Genomic DNA, 19,914 nt, shown 5'->3' with positions numbered 1-19,914 from the left:
GCACGCCATTTTTAGCAAAAGTGAAAGAGAAGGCGGCGCGGGGCGCCGCCTTCTCGAGAGCGTTATTGTGCCGGCTGGGTCTTCGCCAGAATCTCGTCGATCTTCTGGTGCACGCCTTCTTCCACCTGGTCGACCGAGAAGCTGGCGGGCTTCTGGCTCGGCGGGTACTCGATGAACGTTTCGAGGAAGGCTGCGGACTTCATGGTGGCGATCCCGACAAGATAGACATTCTTCGTTCTCCAGTCGTTGTACTGATCAGAGACGATATCCGCCCGCTCATAGGGATCCATGCGCAGGTTGAACATCTTCGGCACGCGCAAGCAGACGAAGGGGTCCTGCCAAACGTCGAAGCCACCGGGCTTGCGCATCTCGCAGAAGACCGCCTTCCAGTTGTCAAAGCGCATGCCGACGAGCTTGGCATCGTCGTTGAAGTAGTAGAACTCGTTGCGCGCGCCCTTCGGCTGCTCGCCGAGCAGATAGGGAAGCTGGTTGTAGCCGTCGAGGTGCACCTTGAAGTCCTTGTCGCCAAGCTTGGTACCCTTCAGCAGCCGATCCTTGATATCTTTGTCGCCGGCTGCAGCAAGCAGGGTCGGGAACCAGTCGAGGCCGGAGACCATTTCGTTGGAAACGCCCGGCTTGATCTTGCCCGGCCAGCGAATGATGGCGGGAACACGGAAGGCGCCTTCCCAGTTGGAGTCCTTCTCGCTGCGGAACGGGGTCGTTGCGGCGTCCGGCCAGGAGAACTGGTTGGGACCGTTGTCGGTCGCATAGATGACGATGGTGTTGTCGGCAATCTTCAGGTCGTCGATCGCCTTAAGGAGCTTGCCCACGTCATTGTCATGTTCGACCATGCCGTCGGCATAGTCGTTTCCCGGCATCCCGCTCTGGCCCTGGTACTCTGGCCGGATATGGGTGAAAAGATGCATGCGCGTGGTGTTCATCCAGGTGAAGAAGGGCTTACCCTCCTTGACCTGCTTTTCCATGAAGCCGATGGCTGCCGCCGTCGTCTCGTCATCGATGGTTTCCATGCGCTTGGAGTTAAGCGCGCCTGTATCCTCAATTTTGCCATCGGCAAAAGAATGCAGCACGCCGCGAGGTGTCGCTGCCTTGACGAAGGGATCATTGGGATCTTTCGGCCAGTAGGGGCGCTCTGGCTCTTCTTCGGCATTGAGGTGATAGAGATTGCCGAAGAATTCGTCGAAGCCGTGCGCCGTCGGCAGGAAGCGGTCCTGGTCGCCGAGGTGGTTCTTGCCGAATTGGCCGGTGGCGTAGCCGAGCGGCTTCAGCGCCTGGGCGATCGTCACGTCACGGTCCTGGATGCCGACGGGGGCACCGGGAACGCCAACCTTGGACATGCCGGTGCGCAGCACCGACTGCCCGGTGATGAAGGTCGAACGGCCGGCCGTGCAGCTGTTCTCGGCATAGTAGTCCGTGAACATCACACCTTCGCTGGCGAGCCGGTCGATGTTTGGCGTCTTGTAGCCGACGACGCCGAAGGAATAGGCGCTGATGTTGGTCTGGCCGATATCGTCGCCGAAGATCACGAGGATGTTCGGCTTGGCGGCATCCTGCGCAATGGCCGACGGTGCCGAAGCGGTGATGGTCGACATCAGCACGGTGCCGGCCAGTGCCAGCGCCTTCGGCTTCATCGACCGCTCGACGGCGCACGCCGCGAGCCGCCCAAGCCTGATCTTCAAATCGATACTCATTTCAAGTCTCCCTGAGGCCGCAAACAAATCGCTCTCGGAATGCAGGCAAAGTTTCGAATTTACCGATGCAATCTCCGCGCAAACGCGCCCTCAGGTAAGTACGTAACAGTTACGAAGGCACGCAGGACGCGTAACGCGCCGCCTCACAGGGCTTCAGCGGTTCTGCCGCAAGGCGCTGTCGAACACCGGGTTGAGCTCGGGCAATTCATCAACCGCTTCGTCGCCGTCGTCGGAGATTTCTTCCAGCCAGCGTCGCCGCGCCGACTTCAATCCACTTCGCAGCCGGGAGAAATCTGGCCGCTCGTGATGGGATTGCGGAGTGCCGTAGCGGCTCATTCGGTGCCGAGCGAAAGCGACCCTCGTCTCCGGGTCGGCAAATCGCTCAAACCATTTCGCAAGCGGTACATTGCCGGTCTTGCGCGACCAGCGATCGAGTGCCACGTCCAGCCGCGCTCTGTCGTGGTCGCGGCAGGCGTCGAGAACATGGCGGAAGGCGGTCTCCTCCGACTGCGCCTTGCGCGTCATGGCCGCATCGATCCAGGTTTCCAGCCGTCCGAACAGATTGGCGGCGAACTGGATGACAATGGCGACGGCGAGGACAGTGGCCGTCGCGATGCCCCACCAGAGCCAATCGAAGGGGTCCTTCGTCTGCGGAGGAGCGGGTGGCGCGATGGCAACCTTCGTTGCCGGCCCGGCACCGACGACTACTTCCGCGCCATCGGCCTCCGCGGTTTCGGTCTTTCCGGTCTGAGGATTGAACCACTCCAATATGATTGCCGCCAGAGAGAAGGTGCCCGGCTCGGAAAAGACGTAGGTTGCGGTGTCCTTGCGCAGTCCCGCGGCGATCTCGCCGCGCGGCGTGCGTTCCTCGGAGAGTACCGGATCGTGCTGATAAATCTGTACGCCCTCTGGAGCCTTCAAGCTGGGCTCGGGGATCATCATCGGCGCGAGGCCCGCCGCCCGGGTGGTGACCGTGCGCACCAGCGCATCGCCCGCATGCAGGCCGGCCGGGTCGCGGTCGAATGTCTGCGTGATGGTGATTTCGCCAGCGGTCACGCCGGGCGTGCCGCCGGCACCTCCTGGTACAGCTTCCACGGTAAATTTGAGCCGCGGCACGGTTACCTTACCCTGCGTCGTTTGGCCCGGCACGGCGGCATAGCCAAAGGGGATCACGATTGTCGGCAGGGCGTAATTACCTGCCGCCTGTGGTGTAATCACATAGGTTTTGCGGATGCCGGAAAAGGCCTCGCCATCGACAGTCTCGTTGAGGTTCAAGCCGCGGTCGTCGGGCATGGTGACCACCGCACCCCGAAGATCGAACAGCGGAAACTGCGGCGGCGTCAGGAAGTAGTTCGGCACGAACACGTCGATGTCGATCTTGATCTGCTGCCCGGCATAGATCGTGCCCTTGGTCGCGAGCGTGGCGCGCGCGAAGGGGTTGGCGGCGAGTGCATCGCCCGCTAGCCAGAGCGACAGGCCAACGAGCCAGACCAGCAGCCGAGGCATTCGGGACAAGGCACTCACGGTGTCGCCTCCTTTGCCTCGATCGCGAATTTTCGCGCGAGCAGCTCGGCGGGCGAGACCTGGATGTTGCGCATCCACATGTCCGCCGTCTGTGGTCCACCCTGGATCGTCGCCTCCGTGCCTTTCTTGCCCTTTTCGTCGAACTGGACCTGGTCGGGGTCCATTCCCGCCTGTTCCTGCTGTGCGTCCTGTTCCTGCTTGTCCTTGTCGGCCTTGAATTTTTCGGCAGCCGCCAGGTTCCTTTTCGCGTCCGGCCAGTCGGGGCGGCGTTTCAATGCCTGCTTATAGACGGTAATCGCTTCCTCCGCCTTATCGAGGTGCATCAGGGCGTTGCCCTGGTTGTAGTAGCTCTCGGCCGTATCGGATTCGGCAAAGGCGTCGATAGCATCCTGGAAACGGCCGGCCCGGTAGAGCGCCGCTCCGCGCCAGGCGGGATCGGCGAATTTTTCGGCGGCACCCTGGAAGTCGCCCTGCTCGAAGGCGCGACGGCCCTGCTGGTCCGGCGTCAGCCAGAGATCGAGGAAGCGGTTATCGGCCGCCTCCGCCCGCTCGTTGCTCATGAGCAGGCTGATGGCGAGCAGATAGACGGCCCAGCGCACGGTCCAGCCGCGCCGGAACCAGAACAGGCCGAAGACGGCGATCGGGATCGTCAGCCACCAGCCGGCATCGTGCCAGCGGGTCAGCCCCTCGGCGGTCTTTGCGGCAAAATTGGTCTGGATGCGCCTGACGATCCAGCGCACGTCGGCATCGTCAGCTGTCACGGTGGCAACCTCGGCCTTAGATGCGGACTGCAACGCCTTGAGGCTGTCGACATCCAGCTTGGAGCGAACATGACTGCCGGTCGCGTCGGTCAGGAATCCGCCGTCGGCTGTCTTCACCGGGCCGCCTTCTACCGTGCCGATGCCGAGTACCATCACCGCATTGCGGCCCTGATACCGGCTGAACGCCTGAAAGGCGGAGCGCTCGACCCCGTCGGTTATGAAGAGGATCGTGCCAGGCGCATTTTCATTGGCCAGGGCTTTCTCGACCTCCTGCAGGGCCTTTGCCGTATCCTTGCCTTCTACCGGCATGATCTGAGGCGAGAGTGCCGCGAGATAGGTCTTGACCAGTGCCGCATCGTCGCTCAGCGGCAGCACCATATGGGCGGAGCCGGCATAGGCGAAGAGCGCCGTGCGCGAACCTTTTCTGAGGCCCAAAATATCCTGGACCTTGAGCTTGGCGCGTTCGAGCCTTGTCGGCGAGATGTCCGTCGCATTCATGGTCGGGTTGAGGTCGATGGCGATCGCCAGCGGCGCGGTGTCCTCGACGAAGGGCGGGCGCTCGCGCTGCCAGGTCGGACCGGCGGCAGCGATGGCCGCAACGGCGATCAGCGCTGCGGTGATGTGCACGGGCTGGAGGCGCCGCTTGCCACCCTTCTCGATCAACAGGTGATCGAGAAGATGCGGCGCGATCATGCCTTGCCATTGCGAGCGGACATCGCCGCGCCAACTGACGAGGTAGACGAGCAGGGGGGCGGCGAGCAGTGCCAGCAGCCAAAGCGGTCTCAGGAAGTGGAAGTCCGAGATCATGGCGCTGCCTCCTGCCGCCGGCGGCGCTCGGCAAGCGAAGAGAGGAGCCACATGATGGCGTGGTAGGCGAGGACGATCAGCAGTGCTGCGCCAAGCGGGTAGTGGAACAGTTCTATCCGCGGCCGCCAGGAGAGTGTCTTCTGGTTCGCCGGTGTCAGTTGATCGAGCAGTTCATAGATGTTCTGCAGGCCCGCCTGGTCCTGGCCGAAGAAGTAGCGGCCCTTCGTCGCCTCGGCGACACCCTGAAGGGTTGCCGTATCGAGCTTCTGCTCGCCTTGCGCACTGGGGTCACCAATCCCCACGGTGTGGATCACCACGTTCCGGTCGGCGGCAATGCTGGCGGCCTTGTCCGGCGGCATCTTGCTGGCGGTATCGTTGCCATCAGTCAAAAGGATCATCACCTTGTCCGGCGCGGTGCTGGCGTCGAACATCTTGATCGCCAGCCCGATCGCGTCGCCGACCGCAGTGCGCGGGCCTGCCATGCCGGGCAGGCTCTCGGCCAGCATCAACTTGACCGTCTTGTGGTCGAGCGTGAACGGCACCAGCGGATAGGGCGCGTCACCGAAGGCGATCAAGCCGAGGCGATCGTCCGGCCGCCGGTCGATGAAGTCGGCGACTACCTTATGCACCGCCTCGACACGGGTCTGCAGATTGCCGGAGGGATCGCGAAAATCCCGCGTGTCCATCGACTGCGAAAGATCGATCGCCAGCATCAGGTCGCGCTGCGGCTCGGTCTTTTCGATCGGCGGCTCGACGTATTGCGGCCGCGCCAGCGCCACTACGATCAGGGCCCAGCAGATGGGCGCAATCACCTTCTGGCCGAGATTGGTCCTTGGGACGACGGAGCCCTCGGTCGGCCCGAGATTGGCGGCGGCCGTAATGTCCTTGAAGAAAGGTATTCTGACGGCGGCCGATTGCTCGCGGTAGGGCGGAAGCAGCCCCCAGACGACGAAGGGCAGAGGCAGAAAGATCAGCGCCCAGGCGTGGTCAAGCACGTACATGGTGCGCCTCGATCCAGTGACGTGCCGCGGCGGCATAGGTCCGCGCTTCGGGTTCTGGGACGGCGCAGAGCGCCGCGCTGCCGCGATATTCGGCTTCCTCAAAGAAACGCGCCGAGGCGATCGGGAACACCGGGCCGCCGGAATGGGCATCGAGGAAGCCGGTCCATCCCGTGCCGTGGAGCCCGGCTATGGTTTCGCGCGGCCAGAGCACCAAGGCGGTGCGCTTCAGGAGGACGGGTAAAGCGACGAGCGCCTCGCCGCGGGTTGCGGACGCGGCGAGCCGGCCCTCGATTTTCTTGAGGTCGGCGAGCGCTTCGCGACGGTAACGATTGGCCTCCCAGCGTCGATACCAGCGCCAGCATGCGAAGGCGATCAGCAGGAGTATGACGCAGCCGAGCACCGTCCATGCCCAGGTCTGCGGCATCATCGAGACGGGCTGAGGCATGGCGATGTCCGCGAGCTGCCGAAGGGTTGCCTCGAGCAACGGGTCTTTCGCAGGGGCGGCCGTCGCCATCGCTATCGCCTCCGTTGCCGGCTGGCGAGCCGGCCGAGCATGGTGCGCAATTGCGGCGCGACCTCTTCGGCGGCCGAAATCGGCAGCATCGGCAGGCCGAGTTCCTCCTGCCAGGCGCGCAGCGCCCGCCCACGCTTTCTGGCAAAACTGTCGATCGCCTCGCGGACATTGCCATGGCCGAACTGCACTTCGGCCTGAAGCAATCCGCCGCTGAAGACGATATCGCCCTTGCGCGGCAACTCGAGCAGGAAGGGATCGTAGATGAGAACGGAGATCACATCGTTGTGGGCCGAGAGCTTCAGGAGCATGTCGCGGGTTTCGAGGCTGTAGCCATCGAAATCGCTGATGACGATGACCAGGTGGTCGTGCCGGGCAATGTTGGCGACGGTCGTGAGGACGACGTCAAGCTGCTCCGCGCCATGCGGCGCCTGCGAACCGGCCTGCAGCGCCGTATTGTGGCGAACGATGCTGTCGGCAAGCCGGACCACGGCCTCGCGGCTGCGATAAGGGCGCACCTCGGTAACCTCTTCGTCGCCGAAGACGAAGCCGCCGACACGATCGCCGAGCGCTAGCACGCGCCAGGCCGAGAGTGCGGCGACTTCGGCCGCCGCGACCGACTTCATCGCCCGGCGGCTGCCGAAGAACATGTTGATGCGCTGGTCGACGAGGATCAGGGCCGGCCGGTCCTTCTCTTCGTCATAGACACGGACGACCGGCTTTCCGGTGCGTGCCGTCACCCTCCAGTCGATCGCGCGGATGTCGTCGCCCGGGAGATAGTTGCGTAGCTCCTCGAAGGAGAGGCCGCGGCCGCGCATGCGCGATTCATGCCGCCCGGCGAGCAGGCGCTGCACCGGCGCCTTGCGCAGGAAGGTCAGGTCTCGGGCCATGGCCTCGAGGCCGACGAGCGTGTCGACCGAGGTGTAGACGCCCGTCGTATCGACCTGGCGGGGTTTTACGATGCCGCGGGAACGGGCGAGAGCCGGCAGGGATATGGCCATCGGCAAACCTCCATCCTCAGGCGACCGCGACGAGTTCGACGATACGGTCGATCACCTGGTTGGCGGTGGTGCCGCCGGCATGCGCTTCGTAGGAAAGTACCAGCCGGTGCCGAAAGACGTCGTGCACGGTGGCCTGCACATCGTCGGGGGTCACGAAGTCGCGGCCGTTCAGCCAGGCGTGGGCCCGCGAAACCTTGTCGAGACCGATGACACCGCGCGGGCTGACGCCGACCTGCAGCCATTTGGCGAGATCCTTGTCGACCTTGTCGGGATAGCGGGTCGCCATGACGAGCGCGACGATGTAGTTCTCGATTGCCTCTGAAACGGTGATCGCCGAAATCTCCTGGCGCGCGGTAAACACAGCATCCTGGGCGAGTTTTTCCGTCGCGTGATTGTTGGATTTCGGCTGGATTTCCTCGGAACGCACGAGCCGCATGATGTCGGCTTCCGACGTGGCGTCGGGATAATCCACCTGGATATGCATGAGGAAGCGGTCGAGCTGCGCTTCTGGCAAGGGATAGGTGCCTTCCTGCTCGATCGGGTTCTGGGTCGCCATCACCAGAAACAGGTCCGGCAGCGTGTGGCTCTTGCCACCGATGGTGACCTGGCGCTCCTCCATCGCTTCGAGCAGGGCCGATTGCACCTTCGCCGGCGCACGGTTCACCTCGTCCGCGAGGATGAGGTTGGCGAAGATGGGACCTTCCTGAAAACGAAACTCGCCTTTGCCGCCGTCGGAAAAATAGATCTCCGACCCGGTGATGTCGGCGGGCAGGAGGTCGGGGGTGAACTGGATGCGCGACAGCTCCGCGTCGAGGTTCTTCGCCATGCTCTTGATGGCCCGGGTCTTGGCGAGCCCCGGCAGGCCTTCGACGAGCAAGTGGCCGTTGCTGAGCAAGCCCAGCAGCAACCGCTCGATCATGCCTTCCTGGCCGATGATCGCTTCGCCGATGCGCTTGCCGAGTTGCTCGATATCGTCGCGTGCACCCATGAATTCCTGCTCCCTCTGCCTCTCCGGCAGCATCGGTCATCATGAAATTTCGGCAGAGCTTATTGTTAAATCAGGCCAATTGGAAAGAACGTAACAGTAACGAAGACCCCCGCAAGGACCACATTTGGCCGATTTTCATCGTGGCCACGAGGTTTTGTTTGCCATCGTAACGGTTACGTACTTTGGGCAGGCGAGGAATGGCGTTAGCTTGGACCGGTTTGGTGGTCGAACCCGCCACCTTCGGGAGATGGAAGCCGCATGCAAGTGTCGCCGAAGATACCGCTTCTCAACGAAACGCCGGCAGCAATCAGCGCGCGCGAGCCGATCTGGATCGAAGGTGGCACCTTCGTCATGGGGTCGGACAAGCACTATCCGGAGGAAGCGCCGGCGCATCCGGTGAAGGTGGACGGCTTCTGGATCGACGTGGCGCCGGTGACCAACCGGCAGTTTGCCGCTTTCGTCGAGGCGACCGGCTACGTCACCGAGGCGGAGAAGACCCCGGACCCCAAGGATTATCCCGGCGCGCTGCCGGAGATGATGCGCGCCGGCTCGGTGATCTTCGATCCGCCGAAGCGGGTTACCAGCAACAGCCCGTCGCAATGGTGGAACTTCAAGTTCGGTGCCGATTGGCGGCGGCCCTATGGGCGGCAGAGCAATATCCGCGGCAAGCTAGATCATCCGGTCGTCCAGGTCTCCTATCTGGATGCCAGGGCCTATGCGGAGTGGGCGGGCAAGGACTTGCCGACGGAGGCAGAATGGGAGTTCGCGGCAAAGGGCGGGCTTGAGGGTGCGGAATTTGCCTGGGGCGACGAGCTGGTGCCGGAGGGGCGTTTCATGGCGAACACCTGGCATGGCATGTTCCCGACGGAAAATCTCAGACCCGACGGCTTCGAACTGACCTCGCCGGTCGCAAGTTTCCCGCCGAACGGCTACGGCCTCTACGATATGATCGGCAATGTCTGGGAATGGACGAGCGACTTCTGGTCGACCAACCATCCGGCGCCGGCGCAAAAGAGCTGCTGTATCCCTTCCAATCCGCGCGGCGGCGATAGGGAAGCAAGCTTCGATCCGAGACAACCGACGATCCACATCGCCCGCCGGGTGGTGAAGGGCGGCTCGCATCTCTGCGCGCCCAACTATTGCCGCCGCTACCGGCCGGCGGCGCGCCATGCGCATGAGGAAAACGCGGCGACCACCCATATCGGGTTCCGCTGTATTCGGCGGCCCTGACCCTGCCAGGGGTTTCAAATCGTTCCCGCAAGGAGGATGCGTGATGACGGCAATTGCGATGCGATCCAATTCCACGCCGAGCCGGCGCCGTTCGCGGCTCGTCGGTTTCCTGTTCCTGCTTTCCACGGCGTTCGCCGCTCCGGGCGCCGTCGTCGCGGCCGATGCGCCGGCCGACAATCTTCCGTCCTGGAACGAGGGCGAGACGAAGTCAGCCATCGTCGATTTCGTCACGCGCGTGACCAGCGAGAACGGGGCGGACTTCGTGGCGCCGGAGGAACGGATCGCCGTCTTCGACAATGACGGCACGCTCTGGACCGAGCAGCCGAACTATTTCCAGGGCATGTTCGCTGTGGATCGCGTCAAGGCGATGGCGCCGGAACATCCGGAGTGGAAGGACAAGGAGCCATTCGCATCGCTGCTCAAGGGCGACATGGCGGGTGTTGCAGCTGCCGGCGAGAAAGGCAGCGTCGAACTCGTGATGGCGACCCATGCCGGCATGACGACGGATGCGTTTACCAAGACGGTCAAGGACTGGTTTGCGACCGCCAAACATCCGCGCTTCAACCGTCCCTACAACGAGATCACCTATCTGCCGATGCGCGAGCTGCTCGATTATCTCCGGGCAAACGGTTTCAAGACCTACATCGTCTCCGGCGGCGGCATCGAATTCATGCGGCCGATGACGGAACAGATGTACGGTATCCCGCCCGAACAGGTCGTCGGCAGCAGCATCACGACGAAGTATGACCTCGATGGCGATACGCCGGTGCTGACACGCGAGCCCAAGATCGACTTCATCGACGACGGCCCGGGCAAACCCGTCGGCATCAACACGTTCATCGGCCGGCGGCCGATCTTTGCGGCCGGCAACTCCGACGGCGACTATGAGATGCTGCGCTGGGTAACAGCGGGCTCCGGTCCAAGCTTCGGCCTGATCGTGCACCATACGGACGGCGAGCGCGAATGGGCCTATGACCGGCAATCGCCCGTCGGCAAGCTGGACAAGGCGCTGACCGAAGCCGAACAGAGAAACTGGCTGCTGGTCGACATGAAACAGGACTGGCGCAAGATCTATGCTTTCGACAAGTAAGGAGCGGACAGTTAGCCCCTTTGGTTGCGCGCCCATCGTCGAGTTCGCCTACGACGTTCCGGCCGACGGATTCTAGTCTTTGAGGAGTTCCGGAGACGATGACCTACGGTTCGACAAAGGCGTCCCAACCGATCTGTCATCGATAGGGATCGCCTTGGCGATACGGGACCTGCTGAGGCATAAAGCTTGTCGTATCCAAGGACGAACTCGGACGATCATATCGTCGGCGTCAAGACTATCGGGGCAAAGTTACTGTTACGTACTTCCGAAACGGAGCGTCTGTTGTCACGTTAACCATCGAGGGAGAGGTCCGGTCCGGCTGCCAGTTTTGGTTGAACGCTCGGCTGGCTGATGTGTCGTCACGGTCCCGGAGAAAATGATCCTTGAGGAATGGTGCGCCAGCGAATCGGGCTGGCGGCAAGGTCATCGATTGTCGATCAGGCGGGTAGAAAACAATGCCCAACGCAGCCGTACAGCGCGGACTTCTGAAGCTCATGCTGAAGCTTCCGGCGTTGCGCGGTCAACTGCAACTGCTGAGCGTCAAGAACCTTTCTCTTTCCAGCCTCTGCGAGGCCTATGAAGAGGCGAGCTCCATGCTCGACCGGCAACGTAAGCTCGATCCGCTGGATCATTCGATGATCTCGGAGTATGAATTGATCTGTCGCGAGATCGAAGAAGAGGTAATTTCCATCTGTATCATCGATTCAGGTCGCGAACCCAGTCAATTGTGATTAACAAATAGCCTTCTTGGGTTCATACATTTCATGTAAATCCCGTGAAAATTCTGTGGGATTTTCGGTTGGTTCTTGCTCTATTTTGAAATGACTCATTTCCTTTCGTGAAAATGTTTTGTGATGGCGCAATATTTTTCTTTTCGCCACTGCGGCTCTCGTCTAGAGTTCGTCTCGCGTTTGCACTCTCTTTGGGGTTGTGGGCAGTTGGGAGCGCATCATGGAAGCCAGAAATGCGGGTCAAGCAGCTCATTGTGCCGTTGCCGAATGTGACGCACGCCCTGCACTTGATCGTATTCTTGCCGATAGTCAGTTTCATGCGACTGAGCGCCACCGGAAACTCCTGCGCTACCTGGTCGATGAATTCTTCGCTGGCCGCTCGGGGCAGGTCAAAGCCTATACCATCGCGATCGACGTTTTCGGTCGGCCGGCTTCCTTTGATCCGGCAACCGATCCGATCGTGCGTGTCGAAGCCTCGCGCCTGCGCGCCGCGCTGACGCAATATTACGAGACCGTCGGCGATAAGGCGGGGCTTCGCATCGAGCTTCCCAAGGGCAACTACGTTCCGCATTTTGTGACAAGCGACCACTCACCGGGCCGTTCGGAAATCGCAGCGGCTCCCACGCAGATGGCGAACGAGTCGGAAGAGCTGGTCGACGTCACTCCCGCCATCGTCCAGCCGAAGCGTCGGCCGTTCGGTCTGATCGCCGCCGCTATCGCAGGGACGGCGGCAATGGCTGGAGCCTTCTATCTCTCCGTCGTCGAGCGCCTCCCGTGGCAACCGGTGCTTTCCGCCAAGCCGACGATCGTCATCGACGTTCCGGCGGCCAGCGGAGCCGGTGCCGAAGAGCAGAGGAGGGCGGGCAATTATCTGGTCCACGCGCTGTCGCAGTTCTCCGCGGTGCGCACTTTGGCGCAAGCGCCGGCGCCGGGCGTCGATGTTGCATCGGTCACCGGCTGGGTCGCGTCGGCACCGCCGGTGAAGCTGCAGGGGAGCAAGGAGTACCGGCTCTCGGTCGCTTACAGCGCTGACGTCAAGGAGCATCAGATCTCGTGGCAGGTTGTCGATGCGCAAAGCAACGAGGCGCTCCGAGCGGGTACGGCGAAAGCCGACATCGACAGCGGTGACGCACGAGCAGTTCAGGAAAAACTGCTGGCTCGGCTCGCCCGATCTCTCGCCGGCGAGGAAGGTGTCATCGTCAGTCTGGAGGCGGCGCGGCAGCTCGTGACGCCGTCGATCGGCTACGGTTGCGTGCTTCTTGCCGATGTCGCGCTGGCACGGATCGACCCGGAAGGATTGGCTTCGGCACATGCCTGCCTGGAGCAATCGGTAACCTATCAGGCGACAGACCCTGACGTCCTTGCCAGCCTGGCCACGGTGCTGGTGGCGACCGGCGAGGCGAGCGCCTCGCCGACGGTGGCGGCGCGGGCGGTGAAGCTCGCGGATAAGGCCGTAGCTCTCGCACCGCAATCGAGCCAGAGCTACATCGCTCAGATGCAGGCGCGCTTCGCCACCGGCGACACCGAGGCCGCGTTCTTGTCCGGTCGCCGCGCCGTTGCGCTCAATCCGCTCGATGATGCCATTCCCGCTCGGCTCGGCCTGTTGCTCTTCGTCAGCGGCCAATATTCGGAGGGCGTGAACCTTGCGCGGGTGGCGGAAGTGGGCTGCGAATATGTGCACCACGACGCGGCGCTCACGCTGGCGCTCGAAGACTACCGAAACGGCAAATACCGCGAAGCACTGACGCGTGCGCGCCAGCTCGCCAATCCCGCCGACACTGCCGTCAACCTCCTGCGGATGGCGGCGGCAGGTCAGCTCGGCCTGACGAGAGAGGCCACGAGTGCCCTTGACGGCTTACAGCGGAACAAGGCTGGCTCGATGCGGTCGATTGAGAGCGAACTCGCCGCGCGTGGTTACACGCCCGAACTGATCGCGCTTCTCGATGATGGTCTTGGCAAGGCCGGCGTCCGCCTCGCCAGCCTGCACTGATCGCTCGCGAGGCGTGGTTTTCAGTTCTCGGCGGCCACCCGCACGACCAGCTTGCCGAAGTTGCGGCCTTCGAGCAGCCCGATGAAGGCATTCGGGGCGTTCTCGATGCCCTCGACAACGTCCTCCTTGTACCGAACCTCGCCGCTGGCGATCCAGCCTGCCATCTCCTGGTAGAAAACCGGACGCTGATCGGCGAATTCGCGCTGGATGAAGCCCCTGATCAGCAGGCTCCTGCTCAGAACTTCCCGCATGACGCCTGGCAGCCTGTCGCCACCAGCTTGCGGACCGCCAGCCTGGTTGTAGTGCGCAATCAGGCCGCAAACGGGCACGCGGGCGAAGTCGTTCAACAGCGGAAACACCGCGTCCCAGACATGGCCGCCGACATTCTCGAAATAGACGTCGATGCCGTTGGGGCACGCGGCGGCGAGTTGCTCGGCGAAATCCGGAGCGCGGTGATCGATCACCGCATCGAAGCCGAGCACGTCGCGAACGAAAGCGCACTTGTCCGCACCACCCGCAATGCCGACCGCGCGCGCGCCCTTGATGCGGGCGATCTGGCCGACGGCCGAGCCGACGGCACCGCTTGCGGCTGCCACCACGACCGTTTCGCCCGGCTTCGGCTTGCCGATCGTCAGCAGTCCGGCATAGGCGGTGAAGCCCGGCATGCCCAGAATGCCGAGCGCGGTCGACAGAGGTGCCGCCGACGGATCGAGCTTGCGCAGGTCCGCACCGCGCGACAGCGCATAGCTCTGCCAGCCGGAATGGGAGAGCACGAAATCACCGTCGCTGAAATCCGGGTGGCGCGAGCGCACGACGCGGGCAACCGTGCCACCCTCCATAACCGCGCCGATCTCCACCGGCTTGGCATAGGACCGGCCGGTGTTCATGCGCCCGCGCATGTAGGGATCGAGCGAGAGGTAGAGGATTTTGAGCAGAACCTCGCCTTCGGCCGGCTCCGGGATTGCCGTCTCGACGATGCGGAAGTCGCTCGGCGTCGGTCGCCCCGATGGCCGGGCGGCCAGCAGAACCTGGGTGTTCGTGCTCATTGTCTTTCCTTCCCTATGCATGGCCGGATCTGCGCCGGGGTGCCATCCGACGGACGCTCGATTAGAGCATGTTGTGGCATGAAACCGAACGGAGGCCTACCGGCGCGTTCGGACGCCAAAATGGCGCCGCGGGCCTGGCCCTAAAGGGCGAGCCCGCGGCAACTCCTGCAAAAGCGTTCGATCAGGCGGCGTCAATCGCCTGCTTGATGTCGGCGATAATATCGTCCGGATGCTCGATGCCGATCGAAAGCCGGACATAACCCGGTGTTACGCCGGTCTTGAGCTGGTCCTCCTCGGTAAGCTGCGAATGCGTCGTCGTCGCCGGGTGGATGGCAAGCGAGCGCGCGTCGCCGATATTGGCGACATGGTAGAGCAGCTTCAGCCCGTCGATGAAACGGCGTCCGGCCTCTCGTCCATCCTTCAGTTCGAAGCCGACCAGGGCTCCAAAGTGTCCAATCCGGAGATACTTCTCGGCGCGAGCCTTCGCTTCGCCCTCCTGGAATTTTGGAAAGATTACCCGCGCCACTTTCGGGTGGGTGCGGAGGAACTCGGCCACCTTGATCGCATTCTCGTTGTGCTGGCGGATTCTGAGCGGCAGCGTCTCCAGGCCCTGGATGAACTGGAAGGCGTTCAACGGACTGATGGCGGCGCCGAGGTCGCGCAAGAGAACCGCGCGGGCACGCAGGATGTAGGGATGGAAGGCGATCGTCTCGGCCTTTTGGAGCCAGGTCTTGCCCTGGTAGCTCGGGTCCGGCTCATGCAGGTTCGGGTGCCGCGCCTCATGGTCGTGCCAGGGGAAGCGGCCGCTGTCGATGATCGCGCCGCCGATCGACGTGCCGTGACCGCCGATATACTTCGTCGTGGAGTAGACGACCACTGCGGCGCCGTGATCGAAGGGGCGGATCGTCAGCGGTGCGGCCGTGTTGTCGACGATCAGCGGAATGCCGAAGCGCCGGCCCACCTCGGCGACCTCGGCAATCGGGAAGACGTCAAGTTTCGGGTTCGGCAAGGTCTCGGCATAGTAGGCGCGTGTCCTATCGTCCGTCGCCCGGGCGAAGGCCTCCGCGTCGGTGGAATCGACGAAACGCACCTCGATGCCGAAGCTTTTGAGCGTCGCGGCAAAGAGCGCCCAGGTTCCGCCATAGAGGCCGGCGGCGCTGACGACGTTGTCGCCGGCGCGCGCAAGGTTCAGCAGGGCGAAGGCGGATGCCGCCTGTCCCGAGCCGAGTGCCAGTGCTGCTGCCCCGCCTTCGATTTCCGCCAGCCGCTGCTCGAAGGCGTCCTGCGTCGGGTTGGAGACACGGGTGTAGAGATGCCCGGGAGCCTCCAGCGCAAAGAGCTTGTCGGCGCCATCCGTGCCCGGCAGCTGATAGGAGGTCGTCTGGTAGATCGGAACGGCGACGGCGCCGCTTACGGGATCGAAGCGATAGCTGCCGCCATGGAGCGCCAGCGTTTCCGGATGCAGCTGTCCGCCGGGCTCGCGCAGCCCTGTCGGTGCCTTGATCTCGGCTGCTGGTTCTTCCGGCTTCTGATGGATCGTCATGCCATTTCTCCATGGTTCTCAGGTTGATCGGCGCCGTCCGGTCAATCAGGCGGGCACGGCCGCCTTCTGCTGTTCCAGCAGGTCTGCATGGTGCTCAGCGGCGACATCGGGGTGCGAGCGCAGCCGGGATTTCAGCACGTTGCGGCCGACCTCGTGGAAGAGCGGGTTCTGCGAATCCTGGGTGACGCCGCGGACCTCGGCCGCAAGCTCCGGCGGCAGGTCGAGCACCGGGATGGTGGAGGCGAGGTTGGCGCCGAGAAAGAAGGCGACGGAAAGCCGGTCGCCGCCTGCCGGTGGCGTGACCACCCGGTGGATATTGGCGAGCAGATAGCCGTTCGACGCCAGTTCCAGGAGTTCGCCGACATTGATGACGAAGGTACCGCGCTTCGGCGGCGCGTCGATCCAGCCGCCCTTGCCGTCATCGACCTGCAAACCGCCGACCACGTCCTGCAGCAGGATGGTGACGAAACCGCCGTCCTTGTGGGCGCCCACCCCCTGGTCGCTTTCCGTCTTGTCGCGGCCGGGATAGCGGATGATCTTCAGGAGCTGGTTGGGGCCGTCGCGGTAGATCGGCCCGAAGACATCGGGCTGCTGGCCGAGCGCTTCGGAGAAAATCTCGATCAGGCGGATGCCGAGCCCGGTGACGGCGTCTATGTAGGCGAGGATCGCCGGCTTCAACTCGGGCAGGGCTTGCGGGAACTGGTTGGGGCCGACCAGCCGCTTCCACGGCGCATCCTCCGGCTCGACCTCAAGGCTCTGGCGCTCGGGGCCGAAATCGACCTGTTCGCGCCAGTCCTGGGTGCCGCGGGTATATTCGAGCCCGGCGCGATTGTAGCCGCGGAAATGCGGCGACTTGCGCATCTCGATTGCCAGCTTGTCATCCTCAGGCAGTGCGAAGAAACGCCGCGAAAGCGAAAGGATACCGTCGATCTCTTCCTGCGGAATCCCGTGGCCTTCGAGATAGAAGAAGCCCACCGAGCGGGCAACGCTGCGCAATTCATCGAGCGCCGTCGCCCGCTCGGGGTGGCCCGCCGCAAAGCGCGAAAGGTCGAGGACGGGTAGGGTAGGGGTGGTCTGGCTCAAGATGGTCTCCGTTGTTTCGTTAGGCGTGCCGCTGGCTGCCGAAACCCGCGGATTAAGCGGAGCGAGCAGGGGCACATCGAAGGACTTCAGGTGAGGCCGGCGGATGCGGCCGCCGCCGCAGTGCCTATTGGCCGCAAGAGGGTGCTGCGCGACAAAACGCTGGTCGTTGAACGGCGTTGGCTCATGGCATCCCCACTTGTGCCGAGTGGGTCAAGCCTAACCGGTGGCGCTAATTATTCAATACTATCTATCGAAATTATAGACTAAATTCCGAGCGCCAAGCGAAGCAAACATTCGAACTTGCCGAGGTTCCGGGGAAACTCCGTCCGTCCTCTTCCATCTCGCCTTGGCGAGCGTGCCCTCGCGTCGAAATTGAAATATCCGACAACTGCACGGTGACGCAGCGGCGAAGCCGCAATGCCGTCACCTTAAGCCGCGCCGTCCACATCGCAGCAGGCGAACTCGCTTGCAGACGGAAAATGAAAAGCCCTGTTTTGCTTTTCTGCAAAACAGGGCTTTGTAACGATTGGGTTGATCAGATCATTCCATCGTCCCGGAAGACGGAGGACGATCCTCACGACTGCGCAAATCCGGACGGAGAACGCCCCGAACTTGCTGGCCTCAGCAGCGGCCGAGGCTTGGCCGCGTCAGCAGTTCGTTGGTCAGATGTGCGCGCTTGTCTCCGCATTCCTCTGCCTCCTTGAGCAGCGATGCGAGCGCCAGTTCGAGGCAGTATTGCACGCCTTCGACATTGAGGGTCTTGGCGGAGTCTCGCGCATAGGTGACAAGGCGAGCCAATGCCAGAAGCTCCTTCTCCTTGTCTTCCGGTTCCACCGGTACAGCAAATGAAGACAGCATGATTTTCCCCTGCTCCCTATGGATCAGCCAGATCCAGTTCAGCGTGACCAATCATAGCGTGACTGCGCGGCAGTGCGCGTGACATGAGCGTGACACACGTTGTATGGGAAAACCACGCGCTTAAGATGAAGCGTCAGGTTGATCGGACAACCTCTTCCACATGCTGGTAGAATTGAATTTCCAGTCTCGCGCCACAACCGTTCGTTGGTTCGGCGCGTTGTGCAGTGCGTCGAGCAGAAGCAGCGCATCGATACGTTTCTGATCGACGAATTCGGCGGCAAGCAGGTCTGCGAGACGCGTCCGGTCTGTACCGACGGGAAGAGGCGCGCGCTCGACAACCGCGGCCCAGGTCCGCTCCTTGTAGAAGATGCCGGCTGCCGCGGCGCCGACCGCCGCCACCTCTTCAAGAGAAAGCAGCTGGCGATCCGCCAGGCGTCTGAGGGTCACGTTCACATTGACGAGCGGCAAGGTCAGCGGCAGGTATCCAAGCTCAGCCGGGCCATGTATCAGGGCGACATCGGCATCGTCCACTCGCTCGCCTTGCGCGTATTGCCGATAGATCTCGCCGATGCCCGTCATGCCGAAGGGAGCGCATTCGGCAGCGCGAAGCGCGCCCATGCTGGCCGCCCCGAAAACCTGAACGCCTTGCGTCAGCGCGTAGAGAATCTCCTTGTGCCAGACCGGCGCGACCTGTTCAAAGTTGCCGTCGACCAGACCGATAGCCGTTGCACCACGTTTGGTCGCGCTGAGAATGTCGCCCTGGATGGCAGGTGGCTGGAGAGTTATGGCGGCGCCCGCAACGCGGCGCGCGTCCGGAAGGGTAGGCCCGACGAAGACGATCTTCATCCGACCACCAGTGCGCGTGCCAGCGCCCGTTCTCCGAAACGGCGCTTGCGCAGCCCATCGGGGTTTTCCAGGCCCGGAACGAGAACCTTGACGACAGAGAACGGCATGGCCTCCTCCTCCACCAGCGGTACGACCACAACTGAGCGGATACGCGCCTCCTCGAGCCGCTGGATTGCGAAGCGCAGCAGCGCGTGCGGTCCGCCCTTAGCGCTTGCGGGGATCGTCGTTTTCCTTTGCGGGACCGCCTCGAACAGGCGCTGTGTTTCGCCGGGGAGGGGGCACGCAAAAGTCTCGGGAAAGACGTCGTCGCGGGCGCCGCTGATATAGGTGAGCCTTGACTGGGCCGCCTCCGTCACGGCGCGGATGGCGGCTCTGCGCGCCACCAGATGCGCGCCGTGGCCGATTGTCACGTCGTGGTACCGAGGTTGCCGCGCGGTCAGAATGCCAGCATCGGCAAGTGTCGCCGCATAACAGGGGACGGCGATGTCGCTGGTCATGTCGAAGAGGCGCAGTTGCAGGCCACAAGCCGCGATCTGCCGCGCCATCTGGTCGAGGATCGGGTCCTCGAACGATGCTGGATCAATGCAACTGTTGAGCTTTCCGCTCAGCGGCAGCAGACGCCAGAGCGTTTCGGCGTCGCGCTCGATCCGCTCGAGCAGACCATGCAGGATGGCTTCGGTCTCGGTGTTGCCGGAGGAGAGGCCATCGGAGGATTGCCAGTATCGGCAGCCCTCGATAGTTCTGTCGAGGGTGGTCGCATGAAGCGGCGCCCATGTGGTGGTTCCGTCTGCCAGATCGAATCCGCGAAGCCAGGCGATCGTTTCGTCGTCGCCGAGGTCCGGCTGGCCGGTGGCCACCAATCCCGGAAGCGTCAACGCCCGATCGCCGCTCTCACATAATGTCCGTCGGGTCGCCATTCTGGTCGGCACGGCAGGTGCGCAGGCAACGGCGCGTTCGATCGCCTCCATGGCGGCCGAAACCTTGGCGTCGTTGTCGGTGATGCCTTTTCCTTGATTGATGACGATCGACCGCGCGTTCGGGGACATGGCGCTCCAGACCGGGATCCCGATCTTATCGAGCCCGGTCAGGCGTGCAAGCCTGCTGACGCCGAATGTCGGCAAAAGCGGCTCGATGCGCCGAAGGGTCTCTTCGGACGAACAGGCGCGATCGCTGTATGAAAGCATATTGGCCGTCG

General features: G+C 63.0%; 17 protein-coding genes. 4 read left to right on the top strand and 13 right to left on the bottom strand.

The genetic code is table 11. From position 1 onward, the window contains the following. Window positions 1-62 precede the first annotated feature (62 nt). From BLU35_RS30575 to BLU35_RS30545, 7 genes are all read right to left on the bottom strand, one after another. Window positions 63-1,709 (bottom strand): arylsulfatase, encoded by a 1,647-nt coding sequence (locus BLU35_RS30575; protein ID WP_502688194.1) that lies wholly within the window; start codon window positions 1,707-1,709, stop codon window positions 63-65. A gap of 153 nt (window positions 1,710-1,862) precedes the next feature. Then, window positions 1,863-3,233, bottom strand: a complete 1,371-nt coding sequence (locus BLU35_RS30570) for a BatD family protein (RefSeq protein WP_143033024.1) — start codon at window positions 3,231-3,233, stop codon at window positions 1,863-1,865. Then, window positions 3,230-4,801 carry a vWA domain-containing protein gene (locus BLU35_RS30565; RefSeq protein ID WP_093235891.1) on the bottom strand — a complete coding sequence of 524 codons (1,572 nt, stop codon included), beginning with the start codon at window positions 4,799-4,801 and terminating at the stop codon, window positions 3,230-3,232. Before BLU35_RS30565 ends, BLU35_RS30570 begins: the two co-directional genes overlap by 4 nt. Next, window positions 4,798-5,802, bottom strand: a complete 1,005-nt coding sequence (locus tag BLU35_RS30560; protein WP_093235890.1) for a vWA domain-containing protein — start codon at window positions 5,800-5,802, stop codon at window positions 4,798-4,800. The genes BLU35_RS30565 and BLU35_RS30560 overlap by 4 nt, the downstream gene beginning before the upstream one ends. After that, window positions 5,789-6,316: a DUF4381 domain-containing protein gene (locus tag BLU35_RS30555; RefSeq protein ID WP_093235888.1), complete on the bottom strand. Its 528-nt coding sequence runs from the start codon at window positions 6,314-6,316 to the stop codon at window positions 5,789-5,791. The genes BLU35_RS30560 and BLU35_RS30555 overlap by 14 nt, the downstream gene beginning before the upstream one ends. Before the next feature lie 2 nt (window positions 6,317-6,318). Next, window positions 6,319-7,314 (bottom strand): DUF58 domain-containing protein, encoded by a 996-nt coding sequence (locus tag BLU35_RS30550; protein WP_093235887.1) that lies wholly within the window; start codon window positions 7,312-7,314, stop codon window positions 6,319-6,321. A 16-nt stretch (window positions 7,315-7,330) separates the two neighbouring features. After that, a complete protein-coding gene (locus BLU35_RS30545) occupies window positions 7,331-8,302 on the bottom strand; it encodes an AAA family ATPase (RefSeq protein ID WP_093235886.1) in 972 nt (323 codons plus the stop codon). 258 nt (window positions 8,303-8,560) lie between these two features. On the opposite strand from BLU35_RS30545, the gene BLU35_RS30540 reads away from it, so the two are divergent. From BLU35_RS30540 to BLU35_RS30525, 4 genes are all read left to right on the top strand, one after another. After that, window positions 8,561-9,532, top strand: coding sequence for a formylglycine-generating enzyme family protein (locus BLU35_RS30540; RefSeq protein ID WP_093235885.1), 972 nt, complete (start codon window positions 8,561-8,563; stop codon window positions 9,530-9,532). Window positions 9,533-9,575: 43 nt separating this feature from the next. Further along, window positions 9,576-10,622 carry an HAD family hydrolase gene (locus BLU35_RS30535; RefSeq protein ID WP_286161675.1) on the top strand — a complete coding sequence of 349 codons (1,047 nt, stop codon included), beginning with the start codon at window positions 9,576-9,578 and terminating at the stop codon, window positions 10,620-10,622. A gap of 455 nt (window positions 10,623-11,077) precedes the next feature. Beyond that, window positions 11,078-11,353, top strand: a complete 276-nt coding sequence (locus tag BLU35_RS30530) for a hypothetical protein (protein WP_093235884.1) — start codon at window positions 11,078-11,080, stop codon at window positions 11,351-11,353. Window positions 11,354-11,573: 220 nt separating this feature from the next. Further along, window positions 11,574-13,343 carry a tetratricopeptide repeat protein gene (locus BLU35_RS30525; protein ID WP_093235883.1) on the top strand — a complete coding sequence of 590 codons (1,770 nt, stop codon included), beginning with the start codon at window positions 11,574-11,576 and terminating at the stop codon, window positions 13,341-13,343. A gap of 20 nt (window positions 13,344-13,363) precedes the next feature. Here the strand turns inward: BLU35_RS30525 and curA are convergent, their stop codons facing one another. The 6 genes from curA to BLU35_RS30495 form a co-directional block, all read right to left on the bottom strand. Further along, window positions 13,364-14,389 carry an NADPH-dependent curcumin/dihydrocurcumin reductase gene (curA, locus tag BLU35_RS30520; protein WP_093235882.1) on the bottom strand — a complete coding sequence of 342 codons (1,026 nt, stop codon included), beginning with the start codon at window positions 14,387-14,389 and terminating at the stop codon, window positions 13,364-13,366. Window positions 14,390-14,570: 181 nt separating this feature from the next. After that, window positions 14,571-15,932, bottom strand: coding sequence for an O-acetylhomoserine aminocarboxypropyltransferase/cysteine synthase family protein (locus BLU35_RS30515; protein ID WP_093235881.1), 1,362 nt, complete (start codon window positions 15,930-15,932; stop codon window positions 14,571-14,573). A gap of 45 nt (window positions 15,933-15,977) precedes the next feature. Further along, entirely contained in the window at window positions 15,978-17,015 is a 1,038-nt protein-coding gene (locus BLU35_RS30510) for an isopenicillin N synthase family dioxygenase (RefSeq protein ID WP_502688193.1), read from the bottom strand. A gap of 621 nt (window positions 17,016-17,636) precedes the next feature. Further along, window positions 17,637-17,873 (bottom strand): hypothetical protein, encoded by a 237-nt coding sequence (locus BLU35_RS30505; RefSeq protein ID WP_058328064.1) that lies wholly within the window; start codon window positions 17,871-17,873, stop codon window positions 17,637-17,639. A gap of 120 nt (window positions 17,874-17,993) precedes the next feature. Beyond that, a complete protein-coding gene (locus tag BLU35_RS30500; RefSeq protein WP_093235880.1) occupies window positions 17,994-18,719 on the bottom strand; it encodes a TfuA-like protein in 726 nt (241 codons plus the stop codon). After that, complete coding sequence (locus BLU35_RS30495; RefSeq protein ID WP_093235879.1) at window positions 18,716-19,903, bottom strand: YcaO-like family protein; 1,188 nt, start codon at window positions 19,901-19,903, stop codon at window positions 18,716-18,718. Before BLU35_RS30495 ends, BLU35_RS30500 begins: the two co-directional genes overlap by 4 nt. Window positions 19,904-19,914 lie beyond the last annotated feature (11 nt).

It is taken from the genome of Sinorhizobium sp. NFACC03 (assembly GCF_900103435.1).
Classification (GTDB): Bacteria; Pseudomonadota; Alphaproteobacteria; order Rhizobiales; family Rhizobiaceae; genus Ensifer.
Note: the sequence above shows the minus strand (reverse complement) of the source record. Positions and strands in the feature narration are given on the sequence as shown.